This window comes from Bacillus sp. EKM202B (assembly GCF_011066025.1).
GTDB lineage: Bacteria > Bacillota > Bacilli > Bacillales > Bacillaceae_G > Bacillus_A > Bacillus_A toyonensis.
The window spans coordinates 49,794-74,761 of sequence record NZ_JAAMNK010000019.1; the positions used below are offsets into that span (position 1 = coordinate 49,794).

Consider the following 24,968-nt stretch of genomic DNA (forward strand, 5'->3'; position numbering starts at 1 on the left):
TTATAGCAAACTTCAAATTCCTATGTCGATATGTTGAGGACAGAAACAAGAATTATTAAAATCTATTTTTATAACTCGCTATACCTGTGCACAATAAGTATAGAATTTATATATATTTTTTAGGCAATCGCAAAAAATAAAAAAGGAAGTTTATATGTATATACCGTAGGTGATATAAATGAAAAAACAAACACATGTAAGTATTCTTATAAGCATTTTATTATTTTCTATCGCAATTCATTACGTAGCCATGCTCTTTCTATATGAATACTCATTTCCCTTTCAAATATTAATCGGAATGAGTACCTTATTAATTGATATTATCGCTTGTAGTTATATATTTTATTTTACAAATACGAAACAAGGGTTATCCCGTTTATTTTGGATCATATTATCTGTTGGGGCTCTCTCTTATTTCATTGGTGATATAGTTGTTTCCTATCAACGTTTAATTTTAAAGGACTACTATACGTTTGTTGATCCGTCTGACTTTTTTTACCTACTTTTTTTAATTAGCTTTGCACTTGCCTTTCTATACGAGATCATTTATAACCGGGACTTATTAGAAAAGCTTTTTATGATATGTGATATTTGTATTATCGTTACAGCCCAATTTACTTTAAGTTACTACTTACTTATTGAGCAAACCATTCACGTTTTCACAACATCCTATATCGATATATTTGTTCAACTTACCTATCCAATGGCTGATTTACTCTTTCTTTTAATTGGAATCAACCTTTTATTCAGACCATTATCCTTATTACCAAAACAAGTTGGTGCACTTCTTGGTAGTGCTTTAATTTTGTATGCTACTACAGATGCTATTTATGCTTATATAAAACATTTCACACCAGCGTATTCTATGTTTACAGTTACTCCGTTCTATCAAGTGGTTTTAGTGCTAGCAGCAATCGCCTGTATTCTTCATACGAAAGAGCCTGAAAAACAAGAGCAGGTACTATTAACGCCTAAATTTGGTGAATCAATCCGATTATCATTACCTTATATTTCTGTAGTAATGCTTATTATTTTTATATTGGCCGAATATGTTTTTGCCCCCATTGTAGTAATCGGGCTTATAATAACTTTCACTTTCGTTCTCATACGCCATAGTTTAGTTCGAAAACAAAATAAAATATTATTACTAGCCCAAATGCAATTCAACTTGGAACTCGAGAAACAAATTGAACTACGTACAGAAGATTTAGTAGAACAAAAAAATGAGCTCTATCATAACCAACAAATGTTTAAATCTTTATACGAGCACCATCCAGATCCAATCTTCACATTAGATTTGTACGGCAATTTTCTTAAAGTTAATAACGCTGGTACTACTTTACTAGGGTATCAAACGAATGAATTATTAAATCAACCTTACTACTCACTCATATACGAAGAAGATTTAGAAGAAATTATTAACGCCTTTCATCGCGTAAAAAAGGGGAATTCTATCTCTTTAGAAATACGAGCGTATCACAAAAACAGAGATATTTACTACTTGCATGTTACAGCTGTTCCCATCTTTTTAAAGGATCATATTTCAGGGGTCTACTTAATGATTAAAGATATTACGGAAAGCAAACAACAACAAGAACAAATTAATTTCCTAGCATATCATGATACTTTAACTGAACTTGCAAATCGCCGTGCATTTCATCAATATTTAGAAAAGGCGATTGCACGAGCAAAAATATCGAAAAGCTCCTTTGCTGTTATGTTTCTCGATTTAGACCGCTTTAAGGTTATTAATGATACTCTCGGGCATCGGGTGGGAGACCTCCTATTAATTGCAGTAGCCAAAAGGCTCGAACGATTATCAACACAGCATATGAAACTTGCTCGACTAGCTGGGGATGAGTTCACAATCCTCATCGAAAATTATAAAAAAAGGACAGATGTAAAAAAAATAGCTGATATGATTGTAGTGGCCATGAACAAACCATTCGAAATCGAAAATCAGCATTTACGAATCTCACCGAGTATCGGGATTGCAATATACCCTGAAGCAGGCGAAGACCCACTTTCTATTTTACAACATGCCGATATGGCCATGTACGAAGCAAAAAATAAAGGAAAAAATCGTAGCTCTCTTTATACGAAAGAACTATATAAGAAAATAGAACGAAAAGCTCGAATCGAAAAGGATTTGCCACTCGCTTTAGTAAACAAGGAATTTTATCTCGTCTATCAGCCACAAATTGATACGACAACAAATAAAATTATCGGCGCTGAAGCATTAATACGTTGGAAACATCCACTATTAGGTGACATTTCACCATGTGAGTTCATTCCAATTGTAGAAGAAACGCCACAAGTCGTTCCACTTGGACATTGGGTATTAAAAGAAGCCTGTCTCCAATTAAAAATATGGCATACCTTTGGCTATCAAAATTTAAAAATAAGCGTTAATTTATCAGCAAAAGAGTTCCAACAAAATCAATTAATCGAAAACATTTCACAAATATTAAACGACGTGCAGGTCGATCCAAAACATGTCACACTTGAGTTAACAGAACGAATTGCGATGATTAATGAAAAAGAAACACTATCGAGACTGAAGCAATTAAAAGAATATGGCATTCGAACGGCCATTGATGACTTCGGTACTGGCTATTCTTCTCTCGCTTATTTATCAATTTTCCCTATCGATACATTAAAGGTACCAAGAGAATTTACACAACTAGCCGATCATCGCCCTGAAGAAAGAGCCATCTTTTCCACTATCCTTTCTCTTGCAAATACTTTAAATCTCTCTGTCATTGCTGAAGGAATTGAAACAGAAAAACAACTTAAGTTTCTACAAAAAAACAACTGTAAATATATGCAAGGTTACTATTTCAGTAAACCTCTAACAAGTAAACAGTTTATAAAATTTCTACAAAAAACACCCAGTATGAACAATTAGTTCACACTGGGTGTTTTTATCCCGCTATTTGCGAGAGTGAAGGTTCGTTATCATTTTGGGATGATTAAAGCCCCTAATGATCACAGTTTCACTTTATATTGTTGGGATTTTTTTCTCGTAATATTCTTCTGCAATCTCTTCGTAAAAAGCTGAAGCTGTCGTATAGAAATATGGAATTAACCAGAGGAATCCAATCCCTAATGTAATACAACTTAATATAAACCAACCAATAAAACTTAAACATAAAATGAAATACTCCATTTTATGCCCATCCATCATACGACGGCTTTCTGTAATGGCTTGATTCAATGAATACTCGGGATGATCGTTTATAATAAAATACGTCATCGCATAAGAAAATGATTTAATAATGCCTGGAATAATGAAAAGTAAAGTCCATAAAAGAAGATAAAGATTCACTAATAAATATACTAAAAATGATTTTAAAAATCTTTTCCCCTCTGTAAACCAAACAAATACATTGCCGATACTAGCTTGTTTTTCACGAATGATATTTAAAGCCAGATAATACCCCCCTAAAGTTAACGGTCCGGTAACAAAAAGTGTAAGAATATCTATCGAAAATGAACCAGTTGTATCTTGCCAACCGAAAGTTGAAGAAAATCCCCACTTAACACTAAAACTAAACATCGTGATAAGAATTGAAATTAATAATGTTGCCCCAACAGCTAAGCCCCATTTTCCTTCTAGAGAGTCTAACGCTTCTCCTTTTAAATCACTAATCATAATTAGCCTCCTATACGTAACAATTCTATTAGTATAGCATGTTCTTACCGCAATTCATCTTTTGAAATATAGCGATAAAAATGAGATGTCGTTGTACCCATATACGGACTAAGCCAAAGAAAACCTATTCCAAATGTCAAAGTCGCTAAAATAACCCACCCTATAAAACTAAGCCATAAAAGAAACAAATCTAACTTATGTCCCTTCATAAGACTCTTACTTTCTTTCATTGCTTGTGACACACTATATTCTGGATTTCCAATCATTACATAGTACGTCATTGCATAAGAAAAATACATCACAATCATGCCAACGATTGAAATAGCTAATAGTACGAAGAAAGCAATTGCAAATGACGTATTCCCTTCTTCACCTAACAATGCAAATAAGCCTATTAACAACATCGGAATCCATGTACCTGTATATAACAAAATCGCAAGCATTGCCCACATTGTTTTCATCATTCTTTTAAAACCACGAAATCCTTCGAATAAGTAATCTACTTTAGCACCTTCTCGTTTACTAATCTGTAGACATACATTCGTATAACCGTATGATGTAATACCATATGATGCGTTACTCAAAATTATCATGATACAATAAAATACCCCAAATGTAATAGCTGCTCCAATTGATATTGTTTCCCCTTCAATTGAACCAGCGAAGCTAACAATTAAAAAAAATAGAATAAGTCCTGGAATTAAAAGTATAAGCATTGCAGCCATTGAAACAACATAACTTAAAATAAAATATAAAATCGTTGATCCAACACCTAGTCCCCAATTCCCCTTTAAAGAGTGCAACGCTTCTCGTTTCATTTCACCGATCATTGATTCATCCCCTTTATGAAATATAAATTGTTGTACATTCTCTACTTATACAACCATCAATGCAATTATACCATTTTTGTAAAATTATCCATAAAATACAATAAAAAAATCCGTAAAGGTTTTACCTTTACGGATTTTTTTATTTCATATCGGAAACGTTTAAACGGTTCACAGCACGTTGTAATGCCATTTCTGCACGTTTAAAGTCAACATGTGCTTGTTTGTCTTGCATACGTTGCTCAGCGCGACGCTTCGCTTCATTTGCACGATGGATATCGATATGGTTTGCTTCTTCAGCAGATGATGATAATACAGTTACTTTATCTGGACGAACTTCGATAAAGCCACCGCTAACTGCTACATAATCAGTGTGTCCACCATTTTTCAGACGAACTGCACTAATTTTTAATGGTGCAACAGTTGGAATGTGACCTGGTAAGATCCCCATTTCCCCACTCTCTGCTTTTACACTTACCATCTCTACTTCTTTTTCGTAAACCGGTCCATCAGGAGTTACAATACTGACTGGAAATGTCTTCATACTTCGTCCCTCCTAAGGCCTTACGCCATCATTTTCTTCGCGTTTTCAATAACTTCTTCAATGCCACCAACAAGGCGGAATGCATCTTCTGGAAGGTCATCATATTTTCCTTCTAGAATTTCTTTGAAACCACTAACTGTATTTTTTACAGGTACATAAGAACCTTTTTGACCTGTAAACTGCTCAGCTACGTGGAAGTTTTGAGATAAGAAGAATTGAATACGACGAGCACGATGTACAACTAACTTATCTTCTTCAGATAACTCATCCATACCTAAGATAGCGATGATGTCTTGAAGCTCTTTATAACGTTGTAAAGTTTGCTGTACTTGACGAGCTACTTCATAATGCTCTTCTCCTACGATTTCTGGAGAAAGTGCACGAGATGTAGATGCTAATGGATCTACGGCTGGGTAAATACCCATTTGCGTTAAACGACGCTCTAAGTTTGTTGTTGCATCTAAGTGAGCGAACGTTGTAGCTGGTGCTGGGTCAGTATAGTCATCGGCTGGTACATATACCGCTTGGATAGACGTGATAGACCCTTTATTTGTAGATGTAATACGCTCTTGTAATTGACCCATTTCTGTTGCAAGTGTTGGTTGGTAACCTACCGCAGATGGCATACGACCAAGAAGGGCAGATACTTCAGAACCCGCTTGCGTGAAACGGAAGATGTTATCGATGAACAATAGTACGTCTTGTCCTTGCTCATCACGGAAATGCTCAGCCATTGTTAAACCTGTTAATGCAACACGTTGACGTGCTCCAGGTGGCTCGTTCATTTGTCCGAATACCATCGCAGTTTTCTTGATTACGCCAGAATCGCTCATTTCGTGGTATAAGTCATTACCCTCACGAGTACGCTCACCTACACCAGCGAATACAGAGATACCACCGTGCTCTTGTGCGATGTTGTTAATTAATTCCTGAATTAATACTGTTTTACCTACGCCGGCACCACCGAATAGACCGATTTTACCACCCTTAATGTAAGGAGCAAGTAAGTCTACTACTTTAATACCAGTTTCAAGAATTTCTACTTTAGTAGATAACTCTTCGAATGCAGGTGCTTGACGGTGAATTGGATCACGGTGTACATCCGCAGGAAGTTCACCATCTAAGTCAATTGCATCACCTAATACGTTAAATACACGACCAAGTGTTGCATCACCAACTGGTACAGAGATTGCTTTACCAGTATCTTCTACTTCTGTGCCACGAACAAGTCCATCTGTGGAAGACATTGCAACTGTACGAACTGTGTCATCACCTAAATGAAGTGCAACTTCAAATGTTAAGTTAATGTTTGCTCCGTTTTCGTTGCTTTGTTTTACCGTAAGGGCGTTGTAGATTTCTGGTAGCTTTCCGCCATCAAACTTAACGTCTACAACCGGACCCATGATTTGCGTAACGCGCCCTTTATTCATCGGGTTCCCTCCTAGCTTTCTTTTAATTAGCCAGCTTTCTAAGAGAAGTCGGCTTTTAATTTTTTATTAGTTTATAGCTTATGCGACTCTTTTGACAGAGCCGCTTCCACTTTTTATTGAATCTAGTTCCGGCGGTTAGAATGTTCGGTGGCTTCGCTTTTTCCTGCGAGGCACAAATCGCCTCTACGTCAAAAGCTCCATCCTCCTCTCATTCTGAACGAACCGCCTACGCTTTTTAATACTATTCTAACGCTGCTGCTCCACCAACGATTTCCGTAATTTCTTGCGTAATCGCTGCTTGACGTGCACGGTTGAATGAAAGTGTAAGTGAATCGATAACTTCCATTGCGTTGTCTGTAGCACTCTTCATTGCTGTCATACGCGCCGCGTGCTCACTTGCTTTACCGTCTAGTAATGCACCGTACACTAAGCTTTCTGCGTATTGTGGCAATAATACTTTTAAAATTTCTTCTTCAGAAGGTTCGAATTCATAAGCTGTCGTCGGTTTGTCAGACGCCACATCAGTAAGCGGTAAAATTTTATTTTCCGTTACTTCTTGTGAAATTTTACTTACGTAATGGTTGTAGTAAATATACAGCTCATCATAAGCACCATCTGCGAACATCGCAATTGCTCGAGAAGCAAGATCTTTAATATCAGTAAATGATGGGTGGTCAGATAATCCAACTACTTCATCAATGATGTTAAATCCGCGACGTTTTAAATAATCACGTCCTAGTCGGCCAAGCACAATAATTGAATATTGGTTTGAATCCATATTATGACGTTCACGAATCACGTTACTAACTGTACGTAATACGTTACTGTTATAACCACCTGCTAGTCCGCGATCAGATGTAATAACGATGTATCCTGTACGCTTTACAGGACGCGCATTTAGCATTGGATGATTAATTCCTTTACTTCCTTGCGCAATGCTCGCTACTACTTCTTGAATCTTTTCCATATACGGAACGAAAGATTTAGCATTTTGCTCTGCACGGTTTAACTTAGATGCAGATACCATCTCCATCGCTTTCGTAATTTGACTCGTTTTCTTTGTCGAGGTAATCTTCGCTTTTATATCGCGTAAAGATGCCACAGGTTTTCACCACCTTTTTTCCGGAAGTTGGCACGATTAGTAAGAATCCTCTTCCTAATCTACGTTGCAAGATATTCTTGCTCATGATTGAAGGAAAAGAATAGGTGCACCTACTCTTTTCCTCTACATAACCGTCAGCAATCTCAGAACCTGAGATGCCTTTTATATATACTATCTAGCTCCAGCGGCTTGAATGCTCGGTGGCTTCACTTCACATTCAAATCGAGCCGCTTCCACTTTTATTAATTACTCAGAAGCTACGAATACTTTTTTAAATCCGTTAATTGCTGCTGCAAATTTGTCGTCATCCGCAAGTTTCTTAGTTGTGCGGATTTCGCTTAATAAGTCAGCTGCATTTGAATCTAACCAAGCATGGAATTCTTCTTCGAAACGAGTGATATCGACTACTGGGATATCATCTAGGAATCCACGTGTTAAAGCGTAAAGAATGATAACTTGTTTCTCTACACGTAACGGTTTGTGTAATCCTTGTTTTAATACCTCAACTGTACGAGCACCACGGTTTAGTTTCGCTTGTGTTGCTTTATCAAGGTCAGAACCGAACTGAGCGAACGCTTCTAACTCACGGTAAGATGCAAGGTCAAGACGAAGTGTACCTGATACTTTACTCATTGCTTTAATCTGAGCAGATCCACCTACACGTGATACAGAAGTACCCGCATCGATCGCTGGACGTACGCCAGAGAAGAATAGGTCAGATTGTAAGAAGATTTGTCCATCCGTAATCGAGATTACGTTTGTTGGGATGTAAGCTGATACGTCCCCTGCTTGTGTTTCGATGAAAGGTAGTGCAGTTAAAGAACCGCCGCCTCTTGCATCACTTAATTTTGCTGCACGCTCTAATAAGCGAGAATGTAAGTAGAATACATCCCCTGGATATGCTTCACGACCTGGAGGACGACGTAATAGTAATGAAAGCTCACGGTAAGCCGCTGCTTGTTTTGATAAGTCATCATATACTACTAATACGTGTTTACCATTGTACATGAACTCTTCACCCATTGTTACACCAGCGTAAGGAGCTAAGTATAATAATGGAGCTGGTTGAGAAGCTGATGCAGTTACAACGATTGTGTAATCTAATGCACCGTGCTTACGTAGTGTTTCTACTACGTTACGTACAGTTGATTCTTTTTGTCCGATAGCTACATAGATACAAATCATATCTTCATCTTTTTGATTAATGATTGTATCAAGTGCAACTGCTGTTTTACCTGTTTGACGGTCACCGATGATTAACTCACGTTGACCACGGCCAATTGGTACAAGAGCATCGATCGCTTTAATACCTGTTTGAAGTGGCTCATGAACAGATTTACGATCCATTACACCTGGTGCTGGACTTTCGATTGGACGAGTGTTTGTTGTATTGATTGGGCCTAAACCATCAACTGGTTGACCTAATGGGTTTACAACACGACCGATTAGTTCTTTCCCTACTGGTACTTGCATGATGCGACCAGTACGACGAACTTCGTCACCTTCACGGATTTCTGTGTAAGGTCCTAAAATAATGATACCTACATTGTTTTCTTCTAAGTTTTGTGCTAGCCCCATAACGCCGTTAGAGAACTCTACAAGTTCACCAGCCATAACGTTATCAAGACCATGAGCACGCGCGATACCGTCACCAACTTGGATAACTGTACCAACATCACTAACTTCGATTTCAGACTGATAGTTCTCGATTTGTTGCTTTATCAGTGCGCTAATTTCTTCAGCTCTGATGCTCATGTGCTTCACCCCTATCTATTCTTCATTAATTCACGTTGAATACGTGCTAATTTTCCTTGTAAACTTCCATCATAAATGCGATTTCCAATACGTACTTTAATGCCGCCTAGTAAATCTTCATCTACAACATTTTTTACGCGAATTGCATCTTTTCCCGTTCTCTTTGCAAATGCTTCTGCAACGTTAAGCTTCTCTTCTTCAGATAGAAGACGAGTAGAATACACAGTTGCATCTGCTACGTTACGTTCTTCATTAGCAAGAACAACATATTCATCTGCAATTTCAGGTAAGATTTCAATGCGCTTGTTATCAATTAAAATATATAACGTATTTAAAATAGATTCAGAAACAGATCCGAATACGTTTGCAAGAAACGTTTTCTTCTGCTCTTTTGAAATGTTCGGTTGCGTTAAAAAGCTATGTAGTTCTCCGTTCTTTACATAAACGTTTTGTACAAGGCGTAATTCCTCTTCAAACATTTCTAATACGTGTTTTTCTTTTGCAATTTTAAAAAGAGCGACAGCATAACGTTTTGCTACAATCCCATTGCTCATCGCGCTTCTCCTACTTCTTTAATATAATCGCGAATTAACTTCACTTGATCTTCTTCTTTTAACTCTTTTTCAATTACTTTAGAAGCAATTTGAACAGATAAAGAAGCGACTTGTTCTTGTAAAGCAGCAATCGCTTGCTCTTTTTCGCGTTGAATTTCTTGTACAGCAGATGCTTTAATTGATTCTGCTTCTTCTTTCGCAGCAGCAACAATCACATCTTTTTGATCTACAGCTTGTTTTTTCGCTCTTTCGATTAACTCTTGTGCTTCAACACGCGATTGTTTTAACATTTCACGTTGTTCTTCTACTAATTTCTTCGCTTCAGCGTTACTTCTTTCTGCAGCGTCGATTTCACTAGTAACATGCTCTTCACGTTCTTTCATAATTCCCATTAAAGGACCCCACGCAAATTTGCGTAGCATTACTAATAGAAGTAAGAAAATGAACAATGTATAAGCAATCGTTCCAAATGGAATGGCAGCCCCTAATAATAAAGTTGGCACAAGGATTCACTCCCTTCAAAATATCTAAATTGATCATATGAAAAAAAAAGACATACGTTTCGTTCATAAAGCAATGGCGAAGAAAGTTCAAAAAACACTCTTCGCCATCTATGTAAGGGGAGTCTCCCTTATTTGTTCATTACGATGAAAGCAATAACTACACCGATGATTGGAAGTGCCTCAACTAAAGCAACCCCGATGAACATAATTGTTTGAAGTGCGCCTTTTAATTCTGGTTGACGAGCAACACCTTCGATTGTACGTGATACGATAAGACCGTTACCAATACCTGCACCTAATGCTGATAAACCAATTGCAATTGCAGCTGCGATTACACCTAAACTCATTTAATTTGTCCTCCTTTGTATTATAAAAAAATAAATTTTTTCTTACTTAAATTATATTAATGGTCATGGCTTACTTTATGAGCCATATAAACCATCGTTAACATAACGAAAATAAATGACTGGATTGATCCAACGAATACACTGAATCCCATCCATGCTAACATCGGTACAAGCGCACCTAATGCTCCAAGAACTGATGCTCCGCCTAACTTAGCAAGTAATCCTAACAGGATTTCACCTGCATAAATGTTACCGAACAAACGAAGACCTAACGTTAATGTGTTAGCAAACTCCTCAATAACCTTTAATGGGAATAAGAATTTCATAGGTTGGAAATAACCTTTAACGTATTCTTTCGTACCCTTCATCTTAATTCCATAATAATGGGTGAGGGTAACTACCATCACGGCTAATGTTAATGTAACTGCTGGATCAGACGTTGGTGATCTCCACCATGCAATATGTTCGCCAGCCTCAACTGTTGAATACATGAATGGTAAACCAAGGAAGTTCGATACGATGATAAACATGATAAGCGTAACGCCAAGCGTTAAGAAACGTCCACCTGTTTTCCAGTCCATCGTACTATTGATAATCCCTTTCACGAAGTCAAACACCCATTCCATGAAATTTTGCATTCCTGTTGGGCGAAGAGCTAAGCTGCGAGTTCCTATAACTGCGATTAAGAAAACAATAACTGCTGCTACAGTAACCATCATAACTGATGACAAATCGAACGTTAAACCTAGAAATTCAACTAATTTACCGTGTTCCACTAGTAATTCACCTCTCTTCCCTGCTCTTATACTCTAAATAAAGAAAATCTATGATCATGACAAGATATCCTGTCAGCAATCCTACACCTAAGCCCCACATCGCAATTAACTCTTGATATTTGGCTGCAAATAAAATTAATAACCCAATTGTCGCGAATCTCGAATATGTACTTACCGCTGTTGCCTTAAACTTCACGTTTTCTCCATTCGTTACGCGATCTAACAGCTTGTCTGTTCTACGTGCAATGATGCGCAAACTAAGAAAACTGAAAATCGTTCCGATAATCAGCCCAAGAAATACATCCTTGTAAGAGGTGAATCCCCATCCTAGCACTAGAAGCGCAAGCAAGTAGTACATATATTTCTTTTGTCTTTGGACAAGTCCATGTACGTCTATCATCATTGCTCTCCCGAATAGTAATGTCGAATGAGTCGAATCATTGCGTATACCCCTGTTCCTAATCCTAGTAATAAACCTATAATAAGAAACAATGGAAACGTTCCAACCTTATTATCAATCCACTGCCCACCAAAGATTCCAATAAGAATAGAACCGACTAATTGAGCAAGAATTCCTGACATTAAAGCATAAGCTTTTATATGGCTGCGGTCGTTTTTTTGCAAGGATTCATCCCTCCAATATGTAACCCTCATTCACGATGTGTTAATAATAACTCATTTTTTTGCATAAATCCTATACAAAATAAAAAGTTTACATTTTCGTCACGGAATAGATGTATTTTTGTCACTGAAAGCCCTACCATCTATCCCCGTTGTTAGCATACAATAGGGTATTAACAGTGTCAACGAGAAATCGTAAAAAATCAAAAAATTTGAGTATTAGGCATTTCCTCCCAAAAATGAAAACGTTCCCCTTCTAAATACTGGTTAGAGATATGCAATTTCTAACAGTTTTCTCTTTATAATAGAAGGAAATGTTCACAAGTTTGTCACTATTATATTTTTAAGATATAACGCTTCCCTTCCATAATATAGTGCTCCTTAGACGTAAGACTTCTATATTATATGTGTTGTGTATGCAACTTATGTTGTATACACGTTGCATATTTATCCCCCTCCCCTGCCTGCATACCCGGGACAAAAAAAGACGAGTAGGGAATTCCCTCTCGTCAGTTGTCTTACTTCGTTCCGAATAAACGGTCACCAGCATCACCAAGACCTGGCACTACATAACCGTGGTCATTTAACTTTTCATCTAATGCTGCTACATAAATATCAACATCAGGATGCTCTTCTTGTACTACTTTTACTCCTTCTGGAGCAGCTACGATACACATTAATTTAATTTGTTTCGCACCGCGTTTTTTTAGAGAGTTAATTGCTTCAGCTGCAGAACCACCTGTTGCTAGCATCGGATCTAGTACGATAAAGTCACGCTCTTCTACATCCGTTGGAAGTTTCACATAGTATTCTACCGGTTGCAATGTTTCAGGGTCACGGTATAAACCAACGTGTCCTACTTTTGCTGCTGGAATTAATTTCAGAATTCCATCAACCATTCCTAAACCTGCACGTAAAATCGGAATTAAACCAAGTTTTTTACCAGCGATCACTTTTGTTGTCGCTTTACTTACAGGCGTTTCAATTTCAATGTCTTTAAGTGGAAGGTCGCGAGTAATTTCGAAAGCCATTAAGCTTGCTACTTCGTCCACTAATTCACGAAAATCTTTCGTACCTGTATTCTTATCGCGAATATATGTAATCTTATGTTGAATTAACGGGTGATCAAATACATACAGTTTTCCCATGTGAATCTCTCCTTTAGATGATATTCATGCGTTTGCACGCTTTTTTACACTATTTACGATTGTAAAGAAAACGCTACTAATATTCAAGGGCAAATTTGGCAAAATCATGATTTTACGATGAATCTATCTAGTATCTTTACCAATAATGGAAGCTGTATCCTTCATTATATCGCCAAAATTTATTCATCATTTGTATACATACTTTAAAAACAATATATGTCCTCAAAAAAGACTGCTAAAACAAGTACGTTTCAGCAGTCTTTTTCAATCTATTATAGATCTGTATACATTGGGAATTTGCTCGTTAACGCTTCTACACGCTTACGTGCTTCTTCTAATGCAGCTTCATTTTCATGATTTTTTAATGTATAAGCAATAAGTGCAGCAATTTCATCCATGTCTTCTAAACCGAAACCACGAGATGTTACAGCTGCCGTACCGATACGTACGCCACTTGTTACAAATGGGCTTGCTGTTTCAAATGGGATTGTATTTTTGTTCACTGTAATACCAACTTCATCTAATACGTGCTCTGCTACTTTACCTGTGATTTCTAAGTTACGAACATCAATCAAGATTAAGTGATTGTCTGTTCCACCAGAAACAAGTGTAAGTCCTTCTTTTTGAAGACCTTCAGCTAAGCGGTTCGCATTATTAATGATATTTTGTGCATATGTTTTAAAGTCATCTTGAAGCACCTCACCAAATGCAACAGCTTTTGCAGCGATTACATGCATAAGTGGGCCACCTTGAATACCAGGGAAAATTGATTTATCAATTTGTTTTGCAAATTGCTCTTCACATAAAATCATACCACCACGCGGGCCACGTAATGTTTTATGTGTTGTTGTTGTAACGAAATGTGCATGTGGTACTGGGTTTGGATGTAAACCAGCAGCTACTAAACCAGCGATATGTGCCATATCAACCATTAAGTATGCGCCCACTTCATCCGCAATCTCACGGAATCGTTTGAAATCGATAACACGAGGGTATGCACTTGCACCTGCTACGATTAATTTTGGTTTATGTTCTTTCGCTTTTGCTAATACATCATCGTAATTAATACGGTGAGAGTCAGCATCCACGCCATATTCTACGAAATTATATTGTACTCCACTGAAGTTAACAGGGCTTCCGTGTGTTAAGTGACCACCATGAGATAAATTCATACCAAGTACTGTATCGCCTTGCTCTAGAATTGTGAAATATACTGCCATGTTCGCTTGTGCACCAGAATGTGGTTGAACATTTACGTGCTCTGCACCGAAAATTTCTTTTACGCGATCACGTGCGATATCTTCTACTACGTCTACGTGTTCACAACCACCGTAGTAACGTTTTCCAGGATATCCTTCAGCATACTTATTCGTTAAAACAGAACCTTGCGCCTCCATTACTGCTTCACTTACGAAGTTCTCCGAAGCGATTAACTCAATCTTTGAACGCTGTCTTCCTAGTTCTGCCTCAATTGCAGCAAATACCTTTTCATCTTGACGTTTTAAATGATCCACCAAAATCCCCCTTTTCTGAACGAATTACATCAATTCCCAACAGTTTTTTCTTATTTATTCAGAAAAAACGAAAATTCAGGTTGTAATTCTTTCGAACCTTCATGTTTTCAACTACATTCTAACATGACTTTCTATATCATAAAAGAAAAAAAAGACCGAAAATCGGTCTTTTCTTTCTTCTATTATAAAGTCAGACAACATACCTTTTATCCTATGATAAAAAGCTGCTATATGACTTCCTCATTTTTCGCATTTAACGGCAAGTAATCGTTTCTTCCTCCGCTGCATAAACAGCACGTGCTCCACCTATTAGTTTTCCACGTGTTTTCGCCATCGTTACATGTGCATTTCCAATTTCCTTCACACTTGTACGAACTGGAACAGCTACATGCTTTAAATGCATACCAATAAATGTATCACCAATATCCATTCCAGCATCCGCTTTAATAAATTCAACTACTACCGGATCTTTCAAATTGTGATACGCATATGTCCCCAATGCACCACCTGCTGATCTAACAGGCGTAACTGTTACAATTTCAAATTGATATTTTATCGCTACTTCTCTCTCAACTACTAAAGCACGGTTTAAATGCTCGCAACATTGGAACGCTAACGCAATACCTGTTTGCTCTTGAAATTGTTTTAACTCAGAAAAAATCGCCTCTGCTACTTCCATCGTTCCTGATGTTCCAATTCTTTCTCCTAGCACTTCGCTCGTGCTACACCCCACTACAAAAATTTGACCACTTTGCAATGAAGCTTGTTCTTGGAAATCAGAAAGCGATATTTGTAGCTGTTCTCTTACCTTTACGATTTCTGTCATTACGCCTCTTCCTTTCACAGGTTGGTTCACCAAATTATATTTCACACTACTGATAGTTAGAATCTATTACTTTGTTTCGTATGTTTTAATTTTTCCTACGCGGTTTTCGTGACGGCCACCTTCATAGTCAGTTGTTAACCAAATTTTTGCGATATCACGCGCTAGACCAGCACCAATTACACGCTCGCCCATTGCTAGCATGTTAGTGTCATTATGCTCTCTCGTTGCTTTCGCACTGAAAGTATCATGAACTAACGCACAACGAATACCGTTTACTTTGTTTGCCGCGATTGACATACCGATGCCTGTCCCACAAACTAAAATACCACGATCAACTTCACCATTTGCTACCATTTCCGCTGCTGGAAATGCAAAATCAGGGTAATCAACTGAACCAGCTTCACATTCACAACCTAAATCAATATATTCAATATTTAATTCTTCTAATAAACTTACAAGTTCTTTACGGATATTCATACCGCCGTGATCAGATGCTATTACTACTTTCATTTTTACCCCTCCAAAGTTTCAATCAATTATCTTCATTTCACATTCGCTACCTCAATAGGACGAAGTGATCTCCAATATCGTATTATACACGAAACATCAACCCTCTGAATGTTTTTTCAGTAAAGTTTGTACAAGTTTTTCCATCTCATCTAACGTTTCTTTATAAATAGAAAGCGATCCTCCAAAAGGATCTGAAATGTCTTTACCTATACCTTCAGTTAGTCCATATAATGTATTCAACTTCTTTTCAACACTCGGATAGTGACCAAGTACAATTTGCTTATGATTTTCCGTCATCGTTACGACAATATCAGCCCAATCAAGCAAAGCTTCATTTACCTGCTGCGCGGCATGATCGATTGAAATTCCTTTTTCAGCTAAAGCTTCCTTCGCATATATCGATGCATCGCTTCCAGGATAGGCGAAAACACCAGCAGATTGCACTTCAAACTTATCTCCTCCATGATGACGAAGTAACGCCTCAGCCATCGGACTACGACATGTATTGCCAGTGCAAACAAATAACACTCGTTTCATCCAAACCCACCCCTTATATTGTATCTTTTCCCTTTAATAATAGCTTACATTAGGATGGAACAAAAGAAATGTGAATATACAAAAGGCGCATTTTTCTAAGAAAAATGCGCCTATCCACATATATGTGAAACCCTATTTCCAAGTGCCTAGAGTATTTTAACATACCTACTAAACATACAACAAAAAATAAGGAATCCATTTCATATGAAACGGATTCCTTTTATACAACAATTATTTCATTGTAACTTTCATTACTTCTGTTGAACCTTTTGTAGCTGTTACACCTACAGTTGTCTTAATAGACTCAGCTGCATCTGTGTTTGTAATAACGATTGGAGTAATCGTGCTTTTCGCTTTTTCACGGATTAATTCTAAGTCGAATGAGATTAATTTATCTCCAGCTTTTACAGCTTGTCCTTCAGAAACGTGAGCTTCGAAACCTTCACCTTCCATTTTTACAGTTTCTAATCCAACGTGGATTAAAATTTCTGTACCGTTTTTCGCTTTAATTCCGATAGCATGTTTCGTGTGGAATAATTGTACGATTTCACCATCAACTGGAGATACAACTACACCTTCAGTAGGATCGATTGCAACACCGTCACCCATCATACGACCAGCGAATACTGGATCTGGTACTTCTTCAATATTTTTCACTGCTCCAGTTAATGGAGCTACAATTGTTTCTTCATTTGTTTTTGAACCAAGACCGAATAATTTTTTAAACATAGGATAGTCCTCCTTATAATTTACCTAAAAGTTTATAGGGCAATCCCTAGTAAAGCTCGGGATACATGTAAGACTTCATACTTCGAATATTATACTGTAAAAACGCTTTCGAAATAAATTACGTCATTACTAATAGACTCTTATTGTAGCGCTTCACAAAATTCCAGTCAATTCTGATTGTCTGAATAACAATAAGAAGTTAACTTCTACTTATATTTTCTCTTTTTTCGCCCAACTTGTCTAGAGGTCTTTACTACATTTTATTTTTTGTCGTTAATTTGTAAAATTTAATTCAAACTTTTTTCGAAATTAACTTGACTAAAGTAAGTAACTATTTTATTATTACTTACATAAGGTAAGTTAATAAACTTTCAGGAGGTTTTCAAAAATGATGGATTTCGGTCTTCTTATTATTCGTCTTATTATAGGAATTACATTCATGGGTCATGGTGCTCAAAAATTATTCGGTTGGTTCGGTGGTTATGGCTTAAAAGGAACAGGCGGTTGGATGGAATCAATCGGTTTACGCCCTGGTGTATTTATGGCATTTATGGCTGGTGCAACTGAATTACTAGGTGGTTTCTTATTCGCATCAGGTATTTTCACTGTAATTGGTTCATTATTTATCGTTGGAACAATGTTAATGGCAATCTTCACTGTTCACGGAAAAAATGGTTACTGGGTAACACAAGACGGATTTGAATATAATTTAATGTTAATCGCTGTCGCTGTTGGTGTCGCTTTAATCGGGCCTGGCGCATACGTTTTACTTTAATATTTATCTCAATTTCAAGATGTTTACTTAAAAAGAGATTACTTCAGTATAATTGAGGTAATCTCTTTTTTACATCATTAAAAAAATATTATTTCCAGCAGGAGTTTCCCACTAACATCTTGTAAACAAACAATAAGTCGTCATATTCAGAAGGGAGATTTTAAACATGTTATCAATTAATCCAAATGAACAAACGGAAAAAGAGAATTACAAATTATTAACGGGCAGCATTATTCCACGTCCCGTCGCATTCGTTACTTCTATAACAAAAGACGGTGTATTAAATGGAGCGCCTTATAGTTATTTCAATATTGTTGCTGCTAATCCACCACTTATTTCAGTTTCTGTACAACGAAAAGCAGGAACACCGAAAGATACTTCCCGAAACGCAATGGAACAAGGAGAGTTTGTTGTACATATTTCTGACGAATCTTACATAGAAGCGATTAATGAAACAGCAGCTAACCTTCCGCCAAACAAGAGTGAAATCGAACTAGCAAAACTAACACCAATTAAAAGTGACGTCATCTCTGTTCCAGGTGTGAAAGAAGCGAACATTCGAATGGAATGCGTATTAGAACGCGCAATTCCTCTTGGCGGAACGGAAGACTCACCAGCTTGCGATCTACTAATCGGACGCATCGTTCGTTTCCACGTCGCAGAACACCTATACGAAAAAGGCCGCATTCACGCAGAAGGACTAAAACCAGTAAGCCGTCTAGCAGGACACAACTACGCAAAACTAGGAGAACAATTTGAATTAGTGAGGCCAGTTTAAAAGCAGAAGCGGCTCGCTCAGAATGGGAGGGGGATGGAGCTTCTGACGTAGAGGCGCTTTTTGCCTCGTAGGAAGACGCGAAGCCACCGACCATTCTAGCCGCTGGAGCTGGATATATTTTAAAGCGGAAGCGGCTCGTTCAGAATCGCAGAGCATTGGGGCTCTCGACCTTGAAGCGCTTTTTGCTTCATGCCGAGAGCGAAATGACCGGAGATTCTAGTCGCTGGAGCTGGATATATTTTAAAGCGAAGGTAACTTAATTACTTCCATCACTCAATGATAAAATCCCCCGCTAAGAAGCGGGGGATTTTATTTTTATAATTCTTCCTTCTTTTCCTCTAAAGTAGGCAATTTCTCTTTTTTCGGTTTCCCAAGCTTAATTACTAAGAAATATAGGGAAAGTAATGTAATAAGAAAAACAATTAAAAACGGGTATGGAGAATAAAAAGTACGCGCTGCCTCAGTCTTCCCCGCAACAAACTTCAATGACTCGATATCTAAAAACTCAGCAAACATTTGTACACCGAGCATACTAAACCAAAAAACAAAAAAACTAATAATAATACCAAAAACTTGCTTCAATCTCGTCATTCATCTCATCCTTTCTATATCTGTAATTTTTAGTGCAATAAATATAGTACAAACAAAATATGCACAGAAAGGAACCATCTCACCATTCACGAATTGACTTAATCCAACCTAACATCGAAATTTGCAAAATAATACCCCAAATTATAAGTCTTCTTAGCCATCGAGGAAAGAAGGTTAAAAACTTAACATACCATTCCAATAGCGTGTTCATAATTCCCTCCTACATAAAATTATATAGGAAAAAGGATATATAATCCAAATCCAACCAGAATGATACCACCTACTATCTCACCATATGTACCGAGTATACCTTTCGCATGTCTACCAATTAATAAACCAAACCACGCTAATAACATGCTAATAAATCCAAAAAGTAATATTGTAATGATCGTCTGTGCTCCGTAAATACCAAGACTAAGGCCTACCGAAAAACTATCTATACTGACGCCAAATGCAAATAAAAATAAACTAATTCCAATAGGAGCTGTTCTAGTCTCTTCATTTTCTAAAATAGACGAATATATGATATAAAACCCTAGCCCAATTAATAAAATAGCACCTGCAAAATGTGCAATATCCCCATACTTCTCTGATAAAAAACGACCTAATACCATTCCTATAAATGGCATGATAATATGAAAAATCCCTATCGTCATACCGATATACAGGATTTGTCTTAACTTTAAGGTCATCATCCCCATACCAAGACTCACCGAGAACGCATCCATCCCTAAGGCGAATGCCATAATTATTAAAGGTATTAGCTGTTCAAACGTCATTCATGTCCCTCCTCGGACGTGCTACTTCAAAATATGCTTATCCGAGGAGAAATATTCTGTTTGCTAATCGTACCTTATCATTCAGTAATAATATGATGTCCTGCTGCTTTTGTTAAGCGATTCATAATTGCATTCCCTATTCCGTCATTCGGGAACGACTCACTAAAAATAACATCCACTTCACTTGCATCAAACGTTCTAAGTACATCATATAATTTGGTCGCAACGCTAGCTAAATCACTTCGCATACCACAAGATAATACGACATCTGCACTATATACATGCTGATACTCTTCTGTCGTTAATACACCTACTTTAAATCCTTCTTCCTTCTTCTTATCCACAAGACGCTGAATAAACTCACGTGATCCTTCAACAATACTAAGTGGCGCTTTCGGTGCATAATGTGTATATTTCATTCCAGGTGATTTCGGTTTTTCCTTCTCATCCTTTAAAGCTGGATCTAAAGAAACAGTACCTATTACTGCTTCCAATTGTTCTTTCGTAATCCCGCCTGGACGTAAAATTGTTGGAATCTCACTTGTACAATCGATTACAGTTGATTCAACGCCTACTCCCGTTGCCCCACCATCAACAATACCTGCAATCTTTCCATTCAAATCTTCATATACGTGAGAAGCTAATGTCGGGCTTGGACGCCCTGAACGATTCGCACTCGGTGCTGCAACCGGTACATTCGCCTCCTCAATAAGAGCGAGCGCTACTGGATGATCCGGCATTCTTACTCCAACCGTATTAAGACCTGCCGTCACCTTCTCAGAAATACCTTCTTTTCTTGGCAAAATAATCGTTAATGGTCCTGGCCAAAAGTGTTCCATTAACTTCTCCGCAACCGGTGGAATTTCATTTACAATCCCATCTAACTGAGATTTTGTACCTATGTGAACAATAAGTGGATTATCACTTGGTCTCCCTTTTGCTTCAAAAATTTTCGCAATTGCTTCATCATTCATCGCGTTTGCACCTAGCCCATATACCGTTTCCGTAGGGAAGGCAACCGCTTCGTTTTCTCTTAATAGTCTTGCTGCTTCTTGTAACTGTGGATAATATTTTTTTCTTTCCACAACATTATCCACAACCCACATATTTGTGTGCATTTTTTTCCACGTCCTTTTCTACCCTGAAATACTTGTCTATTTTTAGTTTACTATGAGATTTATCCAAAAGACAAACAAGGTTTATCCACAAAATGTGGATAAACCTAATTAATCCGTGGATAACTTTGTGAATAGCTGACAATTTAGTATTATTGCATTCGGCTCTTTTATATTTTTACAAAAGTGTTCTAGCTGTCGAATTCCCTCTGGCACTTTCTCTCTCTCTATAGTGACAAAGTCAAAAAACTGAAAGATTGTTATAGATTGTGGATGATTTGTTAGTAAGTACAATTGTCGAATATTTTTTTCTTTCATATACTGCAAAAACATTTCAAAAAAATATAAGAAAGTCTGTTTATCCACATGAGGTGTGAATAAACAAGAACGAATAAGTGCATTTTCTTCACTTTGTTCATATCCAATTACAGCTCGTATTTCTTCCGCCTCTTCCAAAATCATAAATTGTGCGTATAACTCATTTATTTTATCATCTTTTTTATTAGCTTGTCCGAAAAAAGAATGTAATCTTTCTACATCCTCTTTCGTAGCAAAATACACTTTCTTCATAATAAATCCCTCCTCATCTTTATATATGAGAAGAGACTTGTTAATAGTACTATTTAGAAAATAAAGATGTAAAAGCTTCTACAATAAATAATTTAACTTCTGGCTTTTTTTCTTCCTCTTCTACATGTACATACTCATTTTGTTTTTCTTGCTTTTTCTCCACAGGATTCTCCACTTTTTCCACTGTTTTTGTTTCTTCTTTACTTACAGGCTGTTCTTCTACTTTTATTTCACTTTTTACTACTTTCTTTTCAGAAGCTGTTACCTTTTTTGCTACTTCCTGTTTTACAACTTTCTTTTCCTTCACCTTATCCTCTTCTATCTTTGGTGAATCAACTATATCCCCTTCAGCTTGTTCCACTTGATCTTCTTCAGGAGATTCAGCCTTCACAACATGCTCTTCTTTTCTTACAGCTGTACCACTTGAAAAATCTAAGAAACACATTGGAGGAAATAACACACACCACCAATTCGCCCCTTCACCTTTTCCAATTGTAATGAGTACCGCTTCATATTCTCCTGCTGGATAAATAAAATTCCCATATACCTTTGTAGGAAACTTTACATTCTTACCAAATTTCACTTGGAATGACTCTGTACTGCCTTCCTTTTTTAGCGTGTTTTTCACTGTTTTTTCGATTTCTGGAATATGACTTTGAATTACCTTTCGCGCCTCTTCAAATGACGTTAAATCTGCTACCCATCCATCAATTTGCGCTTTTACTTCATCGCGTACTTTACGCTTTAACGCCTGATCTTTATCTGAATCACTATTTGCTAAAATTCTTAATCGAACGGCCTCTTTCGGAATAACAGAAGGCCCTTTCGCATCAGCTTTCATATATCCAAACTGCACAAGTAACTGTGCACCGATTAATAATAGAAGAAGATAAGCAATAACTTGTTTTTTCATTTCCTCCACCGTCCCCTCTACAAACAGTGTGGACAGACTTTCATCTTTCTAAACTATTAAATTCAAAATCTATATGAATTTTCCCCACAAAAAATAGAGTAAGGCGTGAACCTTACTCCATCTCTGCAAATACCATACGATCTTTTCCGTTAATATCAAAAACAACTTCAACATGAGCATGCGGAAAGGCTTGTTGTAACAATTCCTTTACATCCTCACCTTGCCCTACTCCAATTTCAAATGCCACAATTGCTTTCTTCTGCAACACGTTCGGCAATTCTTCCATAAAACGGCGATAGAAATCTAATCCATCTTCACCGCCAACAAGTGCTCTCTTTGGTTCATGCTCTTTCACAACAGGAGAAAGACCACGCCAATCCTCTTCTGGTATATATGGAGGGTTTGAAACGACAACATCTAACTTTTGATCTATTTTATAAAATGGTGACAATAAATCACCGTGATAGAACGTTATTTCTGCACCCAAAGATTTTGCATTTTCTTTTGCAACTTCAATCGATTCTCTTGCAATATCTACCGTATACACATGAAGATTTTTATTTTCTAAAGCGAGCGTAATAGAAATTGCTCCACTACCTGTACCAATATCCGCTACATGAAGTTTCTCATTACCAAAGTGACGCTCAATTCGCTCTAGCACTCCTACTATAAGCTCTTCCGTTTCAGGCCTTGGTATTAATACCTCTTCATTCACAAAAAACGAGCGTCCATAAAACATTTCATAACCGAGCATATATTGGATCGGAATACCTTTCACATGCTTGTGGATAAATTCTGCAAAACTTTTCTCTTGTTCCGCGGTTATCTCTTCACGCATATTCATGAGCATTCCTGTTCTGTTCGTCTTTAATACATGACAAAGGACAAGTTCTCCCGCATTTTCATCTCGTCCATTTTCCTGTAAAAAAGAAGAAGCCCATTTCAGGGCTTCATAGACACGCATTACTCAGCTGCCTCCATCTTTTGCGCCTGATCTTCCATCACTAAGGCATTGATGAAATCATCTAACTTACCTTGTAGGATTTGATCTAGCTTTTGAATCGTTAAGCCGATTCGATGGTCAGTAACACGGTTTTGCGGGAAGTTATACGTACGAATACGCTCTGAACGGTCTCCCGTACCAACAGCTTGTTTACGGTTTTGATCGTACTCAGCTTGCGCTTCTTGTCTGAATTTATCATAAACACGTGCACGTAATACTTTCATTGCTTTTTCTTTATTCTTAATCTGTGATTTCTCATCCTGACAAGATACAACTACACCAGTCGGTAAATGCGTTAAACGTACCGCTGACATCGTTGTATTAACGCTCTGTCCACCAGGACCACTAGAAGCAAATGTATCAACACGAACATCTTTTTCATGAATAGTAATTTCTACTTCTTCTGCCTCTGGTAATACAGCTACAGTTGCTGTAGATGTATGAATACGTCCACCAGATTCCGTTTCAGGAACACGTTGTACACGGTGAGCACCATTCTCGAATTTCAGCTTCGCGAAAGCACCTTTACCGTTAATCATAAAGATAATCTCTTTATATCCACCTAACTCTGTATAGCTCGCCTCGATAATTTCAGTTTTCCAACCTTGCACCTCAGCATAACGGCTATACATACGATATAAATCACCAGCAAATAAAGCTGCCTCATCACCACCAGCAGCACCACGAACCTCCACAATAACGTTTTTATCATCATTAGGGTCTTTTGGAACAAGTAAAATTTTCAGACGTTCTGATAATGTTTTCTCTTGTCCTTCTAATTCAGAGACTTCTTCCTTAACCATTTCACGCATATCAGCGTCTAACTTATCTTCTAACATTGCTTTTGCATCTCGTAATTGCTCACGAACATCTTTATACTCACGGTACACCTCTACCGTTTCTTGCATATCAGATTGTTCTTTTGAATACTCACGAAGCTTATTTGTATCGCTAATAACCTCTGGGTCACTTAACAATTCATTTAACTTCTCATAACGATCTTCTACAGCTTGCAAACGATCTAACACATCATTCACCTCTACATCCTAGTATCTAATACAAATAG

Annotated in this window: 30 protein-coding genes; 3 read left to right on the forward strand and 27 right to left on the reverse strand. The window is 37.4% G+C overall.

The annotated features are described in order from the left end of the window. Positions 1-178 precede the first annotated feature (178 nt). Positions 179-2,908 (forward strand): EAL domain-containing protein, encoded by a 2,730-nt coding sequence (locus tag G9F74_RS20475; protein ID WP_016107299.1) that lies wholly within the window; start codon positions 179-181, stop codon positions 2,906-2,908. A gap of 93 nt (positions 2,909-3,001) precedes the next feature. On the opposite strand, the gene G9F74_RS20480 is transcribed toward G9F74_RS20475, so the two are convergent. From G9F74_RS20480 to G9F74_RS20570, 19 genes are all read right to left on the reverse strand, one after another. Next, positions 3,002-3,655 (reverse strand): DUF975 family protein, encoded by a 654-nt coding sequence (locus tag G9F74_RS20480; protein WP_000622473.1) that lies wholly within the window; start codon positions 3,653-3,655, stop codon positions 3,002-3,004. A 44-nt stretch (positions 3,656-3,699) separates the two neighbouring features. Further along, the gene (locus G9F74_RS20485) at positions 3,700-4,485 is read right to left on the reverse strand and encodes a DUF975 family protein (protein WP_016107300.1); all 786 of its coding nucleotides are present in this window, start codon (positions 4,483-4,485) and stop codon (positions 3,700-3,702) included. A 139-nt stretch (positions 4,486-4,624) separates the two neighbouring features. Beyond that, positions 4,625-5,026 (reverse strand): F0F1 ATP synthase subunit epsilon, encoded by a 402-nt coding sequence (gene atpC, locus G9F74_RS20490; RefSeq protein WP_000847214.1) that lies wholly within the window; start codon positions 5,024-5,026, stop codon positions 4,625-4,627. A 20-nt stretch (positions 5,027-5,046) separates the two neighbouring features. Beyond that, the gene (atpD, locus tag G9F74_RS20495; RefSeq protein ID WP_001032588.1) at positions 5,047-6,456 is read right to left on the reverse strand and encodes a F0F1 ATP synthase subunit beta; all 1,410 of its coding nucleotides are present in this window, start codon (positions 6,454-6,456) and stop codon (positions 5,047-5,049) included. A gap of 241 nt (positions 6,457-6,697) precedes the next feature. Then, a complete protein-coding gene (gene atpG / locus G9F74_RS20500) occupies positions 6,698-7,558 on the reverse strand; it encodes a F0F1 ATP synthase subunit gamma (protein ID WP_000157703.1) in 861 nt (286 codons plus the stop codon). Between the two features lie 246 nt (positions 7,559-7,804). Continuing rightward, the gene (gene atpA / locus G9F74_RS20505) at positions 7,805-9,313 is read right to left on the reverse strand and encodes a F0F1 ATP synthase subunit alpha (protein ID WP_000027515.1); all 1,509 of its coding nucleotides are present in this window, start codon (positions 9,311-9,313) and stop codon (positions 7,805-7,807) included. 11 nt (positions 9,314-9,324) lie between these two features. Beyond that, on the reverse strand, positions 9,325-9,867 hold the full coding sequence (gene atpH, locus G9F74_RS20510) for a F0F1 ATP synthase subunit delta (RefSeq protein WP_000064687.1): 543 nt from the start codon (positions 9,865-9,867) through the stop codon (positions 9,325-9,327). Next, the gene (gene atpF / locus G9F74_RS20515) at positions 9,864-10,370 is read right to left on the reverse strand and encodes a F0F1 ATP synthase subunit B (protein ID WP_001142619.1); all 507 of its coding nucleotides are present in this window, start codon (positions 10,368-10,370) and stop codon (positions 9,864-9,866) included. The genes atpH and atpF overlap by 4 nt, the downstream gene beginning before the upstream one ends. Positions 10,371-10,498: 128 nt before the next feature. Next, entirely contained in the window at positions 10,499-10,717 is a 219-nt protein-coding gene (gene atpE / locus G9F74_RS20520; protein ID WP_000052064.1) for a F0F1 ATP synthase subunit C, read from the reverse strand. A gap of 56 nt (positions 10,718-10,773) precedes the next feature. Beyond that, positions 10,774-11,493: a F0F1 ATP synthase subunit A gene (gene atpB / locus G9F74_RS20525; protein WP_000399876.1), complete on the reverse strand. Its 720-nt coding sequence runs from the start codon at positions 11,491-11,493 to the stop codon at positions 10,774-10,776. Between the two features lie 7 nt (positions 11,494-11,500). Then, positions 11,501-11,893, reverse strand: a complete 393-nt coding sequence (locus G9F74_RS20530; RefSeq protein WP_000567600.1) for an ATP synthase subunit I — start codon at positions 11,891-11,893, stop codon at positions 11,501-11,503. Further along, complete coding sequence (locus G9F74_RS20535) at positions 11,893-12,117, reverse strand: AtpZ/AtpI family protein (RefSeq protein WP_001171219.1); 225 nt, start codon at positions 12,115-12,117, stop codon at positions 11,893-11,895. The genes G9F74_RS20530 and G9F74_RS20535 overlap by 1 nt, the downstream gene beginning before the upstream one ends. 26 nt (positions 12,118-12,143) lie before the next feature. Next, positions 12,144-12,257 (reverse strand): DUF4024 domain-containing protein, encoded by a 114-nt coding sequence (locus G9F74_RS20540; protein WP_000232961.1) that lies wholly within the window; start codon positions 12,255-12,257, stop codon positions 12,144-12,146. Positions 12,258-12,632: 375 nt separating this feature from the next. Then, positions 12,633-13,262: a uracil phosphoribosyltransferase gene (gene upp / locus G9F74_RS20545; RefSeq protein WP_000517536.1), complete on the reverse strand. Its 630-nt coding sequence runs from the start codon at positions 13,260-13,262 to the stop codon at positions 12,633-12,635. Positions 13,263-13,534: 272 nt separating this feature from the next. Next, positions 13,535-14,776: a serine hydroxymethyltransferase gene (gene glyA, locus G9F74_RS20550; RefSeq protein WP_000349812.1), complete on the reverse strand. Its 1,242-nt coding sequence runs from the start codon at positions 14,774-14,776 to the stop codon at positions 13,535-13,537. Positions 14,777-15,029: 253 nt separating this feature from the next. Further along, positions 15,030-15,602: a TIGR01440 family protein gene (locus G9F74_RS20555; protein WP_000136360.1), complete on the reverse strand. Its 573-nt coding sequence runs from the start codon at positions 15,600-15,602 to the stop codon at positions 15,030-15,032. A gap of 66 nt (positions 15,603-15,668) precedes the next feature. Continuing rightward, complete coding sequence (gene rpiB / locus G9F74_RS20560) at positions 15,669-16,112, reverse strand: ribose 5-phosphate isomerase B (protein ID WP_000869542.1); 444 nt, start codon at positions 16,110-16,112, stop codon at positions 15,669-15,671. A 96-nt stretch (positions 16,113-16,208) separates the two neighbouring features. Beyond that, positions 16,209-16,649, reverse strand: coding sequence for a low molecular weight protein arginine phosphatase (locus tag G9F74_RS20565; RefSeq protein WP_000832365.1), 441 nt, complete (start codon positions 16,647-16,649; stop codon positions 16,209-16,211). Positions 16,650-16,880: 231 nt separating this feature from the next. Further along, on the reverse strand, positions 16,881-17,378 hold the full coding sequence (locus tag G9F74_RS20570; RefSeq protein WP_000473666.1) for a PTS sugar transporter subunit IIA: 498 nt from the start codon (positions 17,376-17,378) through the stop codon (positions 16,881-16,883). 388 nt (positions 17,379-17,766) lie between these two features. Here G9F74_RS20570 and G9F74_RS20575 point away from each other — a divergent pair, with 388 nt between their 5' ends. Both G9F74_RS20575 and G9F74_RS20580 read left to right on the forward strand, forming a co-directional pair. Beyond that, positions 17,767-18,153: a DoxX family protein gene (locus G9F74_RS20575; RefSeq protein WP_000968621.1), complete on the forward strand. Its 387-nt coding sequence runs from the start codon at positions 17,767-17,769 to the stop codon at positions 18,151-18,153. 166 nt (positions 18,154-18,319) lie between these two features. Beyond that, the gene (locus G9F74_RS20580) at positions 18,320-18,931 is read left to right on the forward strand and encodes a flavin reductase family protein (protein WP_000949061.1); all 612 of its coding nucleotides are present in this window, start codon (positions 18,320-18,322) and stop codon (positions 18,929-18,931) included. 315 nt (positions 18,932-19,246) lie between these two features. On the opposite strand, the gene G9F74_RS20585 is transcribed toward G9F74_RS20580, so the two are convergent. The 8 genes from G9F74_RS20585 to prfA all read right to left on the reverse strand — a co-directional run bounded on the left by G9F74_RS20585 (position 19,247) and on the right by prfA (position 24,930). Further along, positions 19,247-19,522: a DUF3935 domain-containing protein gene (locus G9F74_RS20585; RefSeq protein WP_000197483.1), complete on the reverse strand. Its 276-nt coding sequence runs from the start codon at positions 19,520-19,522 to the stop codon at positions 19,247-19,249. 79 nt (positions 19,523-19,601) lie between these two features. Then, a complete protein-coding gene (locus tag G9F74_RS30165; protein WP_016107301.1) occupies positions 19,602-19,733 on the reverse strand; it encodes a hypothetical protein in 132 nt (43 codons plus the stop codon). 19 nt (positions 19,734-19,752) lie between these two features. Next, positions 19,753-20,301: a manganese efflux pump MntP gene (locus G9F74_RS20590; RefSeq protein ID WP_016107302.1), complete on the reverse strand. Its 549-nt coding sequence runs from the start codon at positions 20,299-20,301 to the stop codon at positions 19,753-19,755. A gap of 77 nt (positions 20,302-20,378) precedes the next feature. Continuing rightward, complete coding sequence (locus G9F74_RS20595) at positions 20,379-21,419, reverse strand: L-threonylcarbamoyladenylate synthase (RefSeq protein WP_016107303.1); 1,041 nt, start codon at positions 21,417-21,419, stop codon at positions 20,379-20,381. A 108-nt stretch (positions 21,420-21,527) separates the two neighbouring features. Continuing rightward, positions 21,528-21,986, reverse strand: a complete 459-nt coding sequence (locus G9F74_RS20600; RefSeq protein WP_000758449.1) for a GNAT family N-acetyltransferase — start codon at positions 21,984-21,986, stop codon at positions 21,528-21,530. A gap of 49 nt (positions 21,987-22,035) precedes the next feature. After that, positions 22,036-22,899 carry a stage II sporulation protein R gene (gene spoIIR / locus G9F74_RS20605; protein ID WP_000745082.1) on the reverse strand — a complete coding sequence of 288 codons (864 nt, stop codon included), beginning with the start codon at positions 22,897-22,899 and terminating at the stop codon, positions 22,036-22,038. 112 nt (positions 22,900-23,011) lie between these two features. Next, positions 23,012-23,863 (reverse strand): peptide chain release factor N(5)-glutamine methyltransferase, encoded by an 852-nt coding sequence (prmC, locus tag G9F74_RS20610; RefSeq protein ID WP_016107304.1) that lies wholly within the window; start codon positions 23,861-23,863, stop codon positions 23,012-23,014. Beyond that, positions 23,863-24,930: a peptide chain release factor 1 gene (gene prfA, locus G9F74_RS20615; protein ID WP_000887062.1), complete on the reverse strand. Its 1,068-nt coding sequence runs from the start codon at positions 24,928-24,930 to the stop codon at positions 23,863-23,865. Before prfA ends, prmC begins: the two co-directional genes overlap by 1 nt. Positions 24,931-24,968: the final 38 nt, after the last annotated feature.

Coding starts and splice junctions, on each gene's coding strand:
- G9F74_RS20475 (WP_016107299.1), top strand. CDS start 179: ATGAAAAAACAAACACATGTAAGTATTCTTATAAGCATTTTATTATTT.
- G9F74_RS20480 (WP_000622473.1), bottom strand. CDS start 3,655: ATGATTAGTGATTTAAAAGGAGAAGCGTTAGACTCTCTAGAAGGAAAA.
- G9F74_RS20485 (WP_016107300.1), bottom strand. CDS start 4,485: ATGATCGGTGAAATGAAACGAGAAGCGTTGCACTCTTTAAAGGGGAAT.
- atpC (WP_000847214.1), bottom strand. CDS start 5,026: ATGAAGACATTTCCAGTCAGTATTGTAACTCCTGATGGACCGGTTTAC.
- atpD (WP_001032588.1), bottom strand. CDS start 6,456: ATGAATAAAGGGCGCGTTACGCAAATCATGGGTCCGGTTGTAGACGTT.
- atpA (WP_000027515.1), bottom strand. CDS start 9,313: ATGAGCATCAGAGCTGAAGAAATTAGCGCACTGATAAAGCAACAAATC.
- atpH (WP_000064687.1), bottom strand. CDS start 9,867: ATGAGCAATGGGATTGTAGCAAAACGTTATGCTGTCGCTCTTTTTAAA.
- atpE (WP_000052064.1), bottom strand. CDS start 10,717: ATGAGTTTAGGTGTAATCGCAGCTGCAATTGCAATTGGTTTATCAGCA.
- G9F74_RS20530 (WP_000567600.1), bottom strand. CDS start 11,893: ATGATAGACGTACATGGACTTGTCCAAAGACAAAAGAAATATATGTAC.
- G9F74_RS20540 (WP_000232961.1), bottom strand. CDS start 12,257: ATGGTAGGGCTTTCAGTGACAAAAATACATCTATTCCGTGACGAAAAT.
- upp (WP_000517536.1), bottom strand. CDS start 13,262: ATGGGAAAACTGTATGTATTTGATCACCCGTTAATTCAACATAAGATT.
- G9F74_RS20555 (WP_000136360.1), bottom strand. CDS start 15,602: ATGACAGAAATCGTAAAGGTAAGAGAACAGCTACAAATATCGCTTTCT.
- rpiB (WP_000869542.1), bottom strand. CDS start 16,112: ATGAAAGTAGTAATAGCATCTGATCACGGCGGTATGAATATCCGTAAA.
- G9F74_RS20565 (WP_000832365.1), bottom strand. CDS start 16,649: ATGAAACGAGTGTTATTTGTTTGCACTGGCAATACATGTCGTAGTCCG.
- G9F74_RS20570 (WP_000473666.1), bottom strand. CDS start 17,378: ATGTTTAAAAAATTATTCGGTCTTGGTTCAAAAACAAATGAAGAAACA.
- G9F74_RS20575 (WP_000968621.1), top strand. CDS start 17,767: ATGATGGATTTCGGTCTTCTTATTATTCGTCTTATTATAGGAATTACA.
- G9F74_RS20580 (WP_000949061.1), top strand. CDS start 18,320: ATGTTATCAATTAATCCAAATGAACAAACGGAAAAAGAGAATTACAAA.
- G9F74_RS20585 (WP_000197483.1), bottom strand. CDS start 19,522: ATGACGAGATTGAAGCAAGTTTTTGGTATTATTATTAGTTTTTTTGTT.
- G9F74_RS30165 (WP_016107301.1), bottom strand. CDS start 19,733: ATGAACACGCTATTGGAATGGTATGTTAAGTTTTTAACCTTCTTTCCT.
- G9F74_RS20590 (WP_016107302.1), bottom strand. CDS start 20,301: ATGACGTTTGAACAGCTAATACCTTTAATAATTATGGCATTCGCCTTA.
- G9F74_RS20595 (WP_016107303.1), bottom strand. CDS start 21,419: ATGCACACAAATATGTGGGTTGTGGATAATGTTGTGGAAAGAAAAAAA.
- G9F74_RS20600 (WP_000758449.1), bottom strand. CDS start 21,986: ATGAAGAAAGTGTATTTTGCTACGAAAGAGGATGTAGAAAGATTACAT.
- spoIIR (WP_000745082.1), bottom strand. CDS start 22,899: ATGAAAAAACAAGTTATTGCTTATCTTCTTCTATTATTAATCGGTGCA.
- prmC (WP_016107304.1), bottom strand. CDS start 23,863: ATGCGTGTCTATGAAGCCCTGAAATGGGCTTCTTCTTTTTTACAGGAA.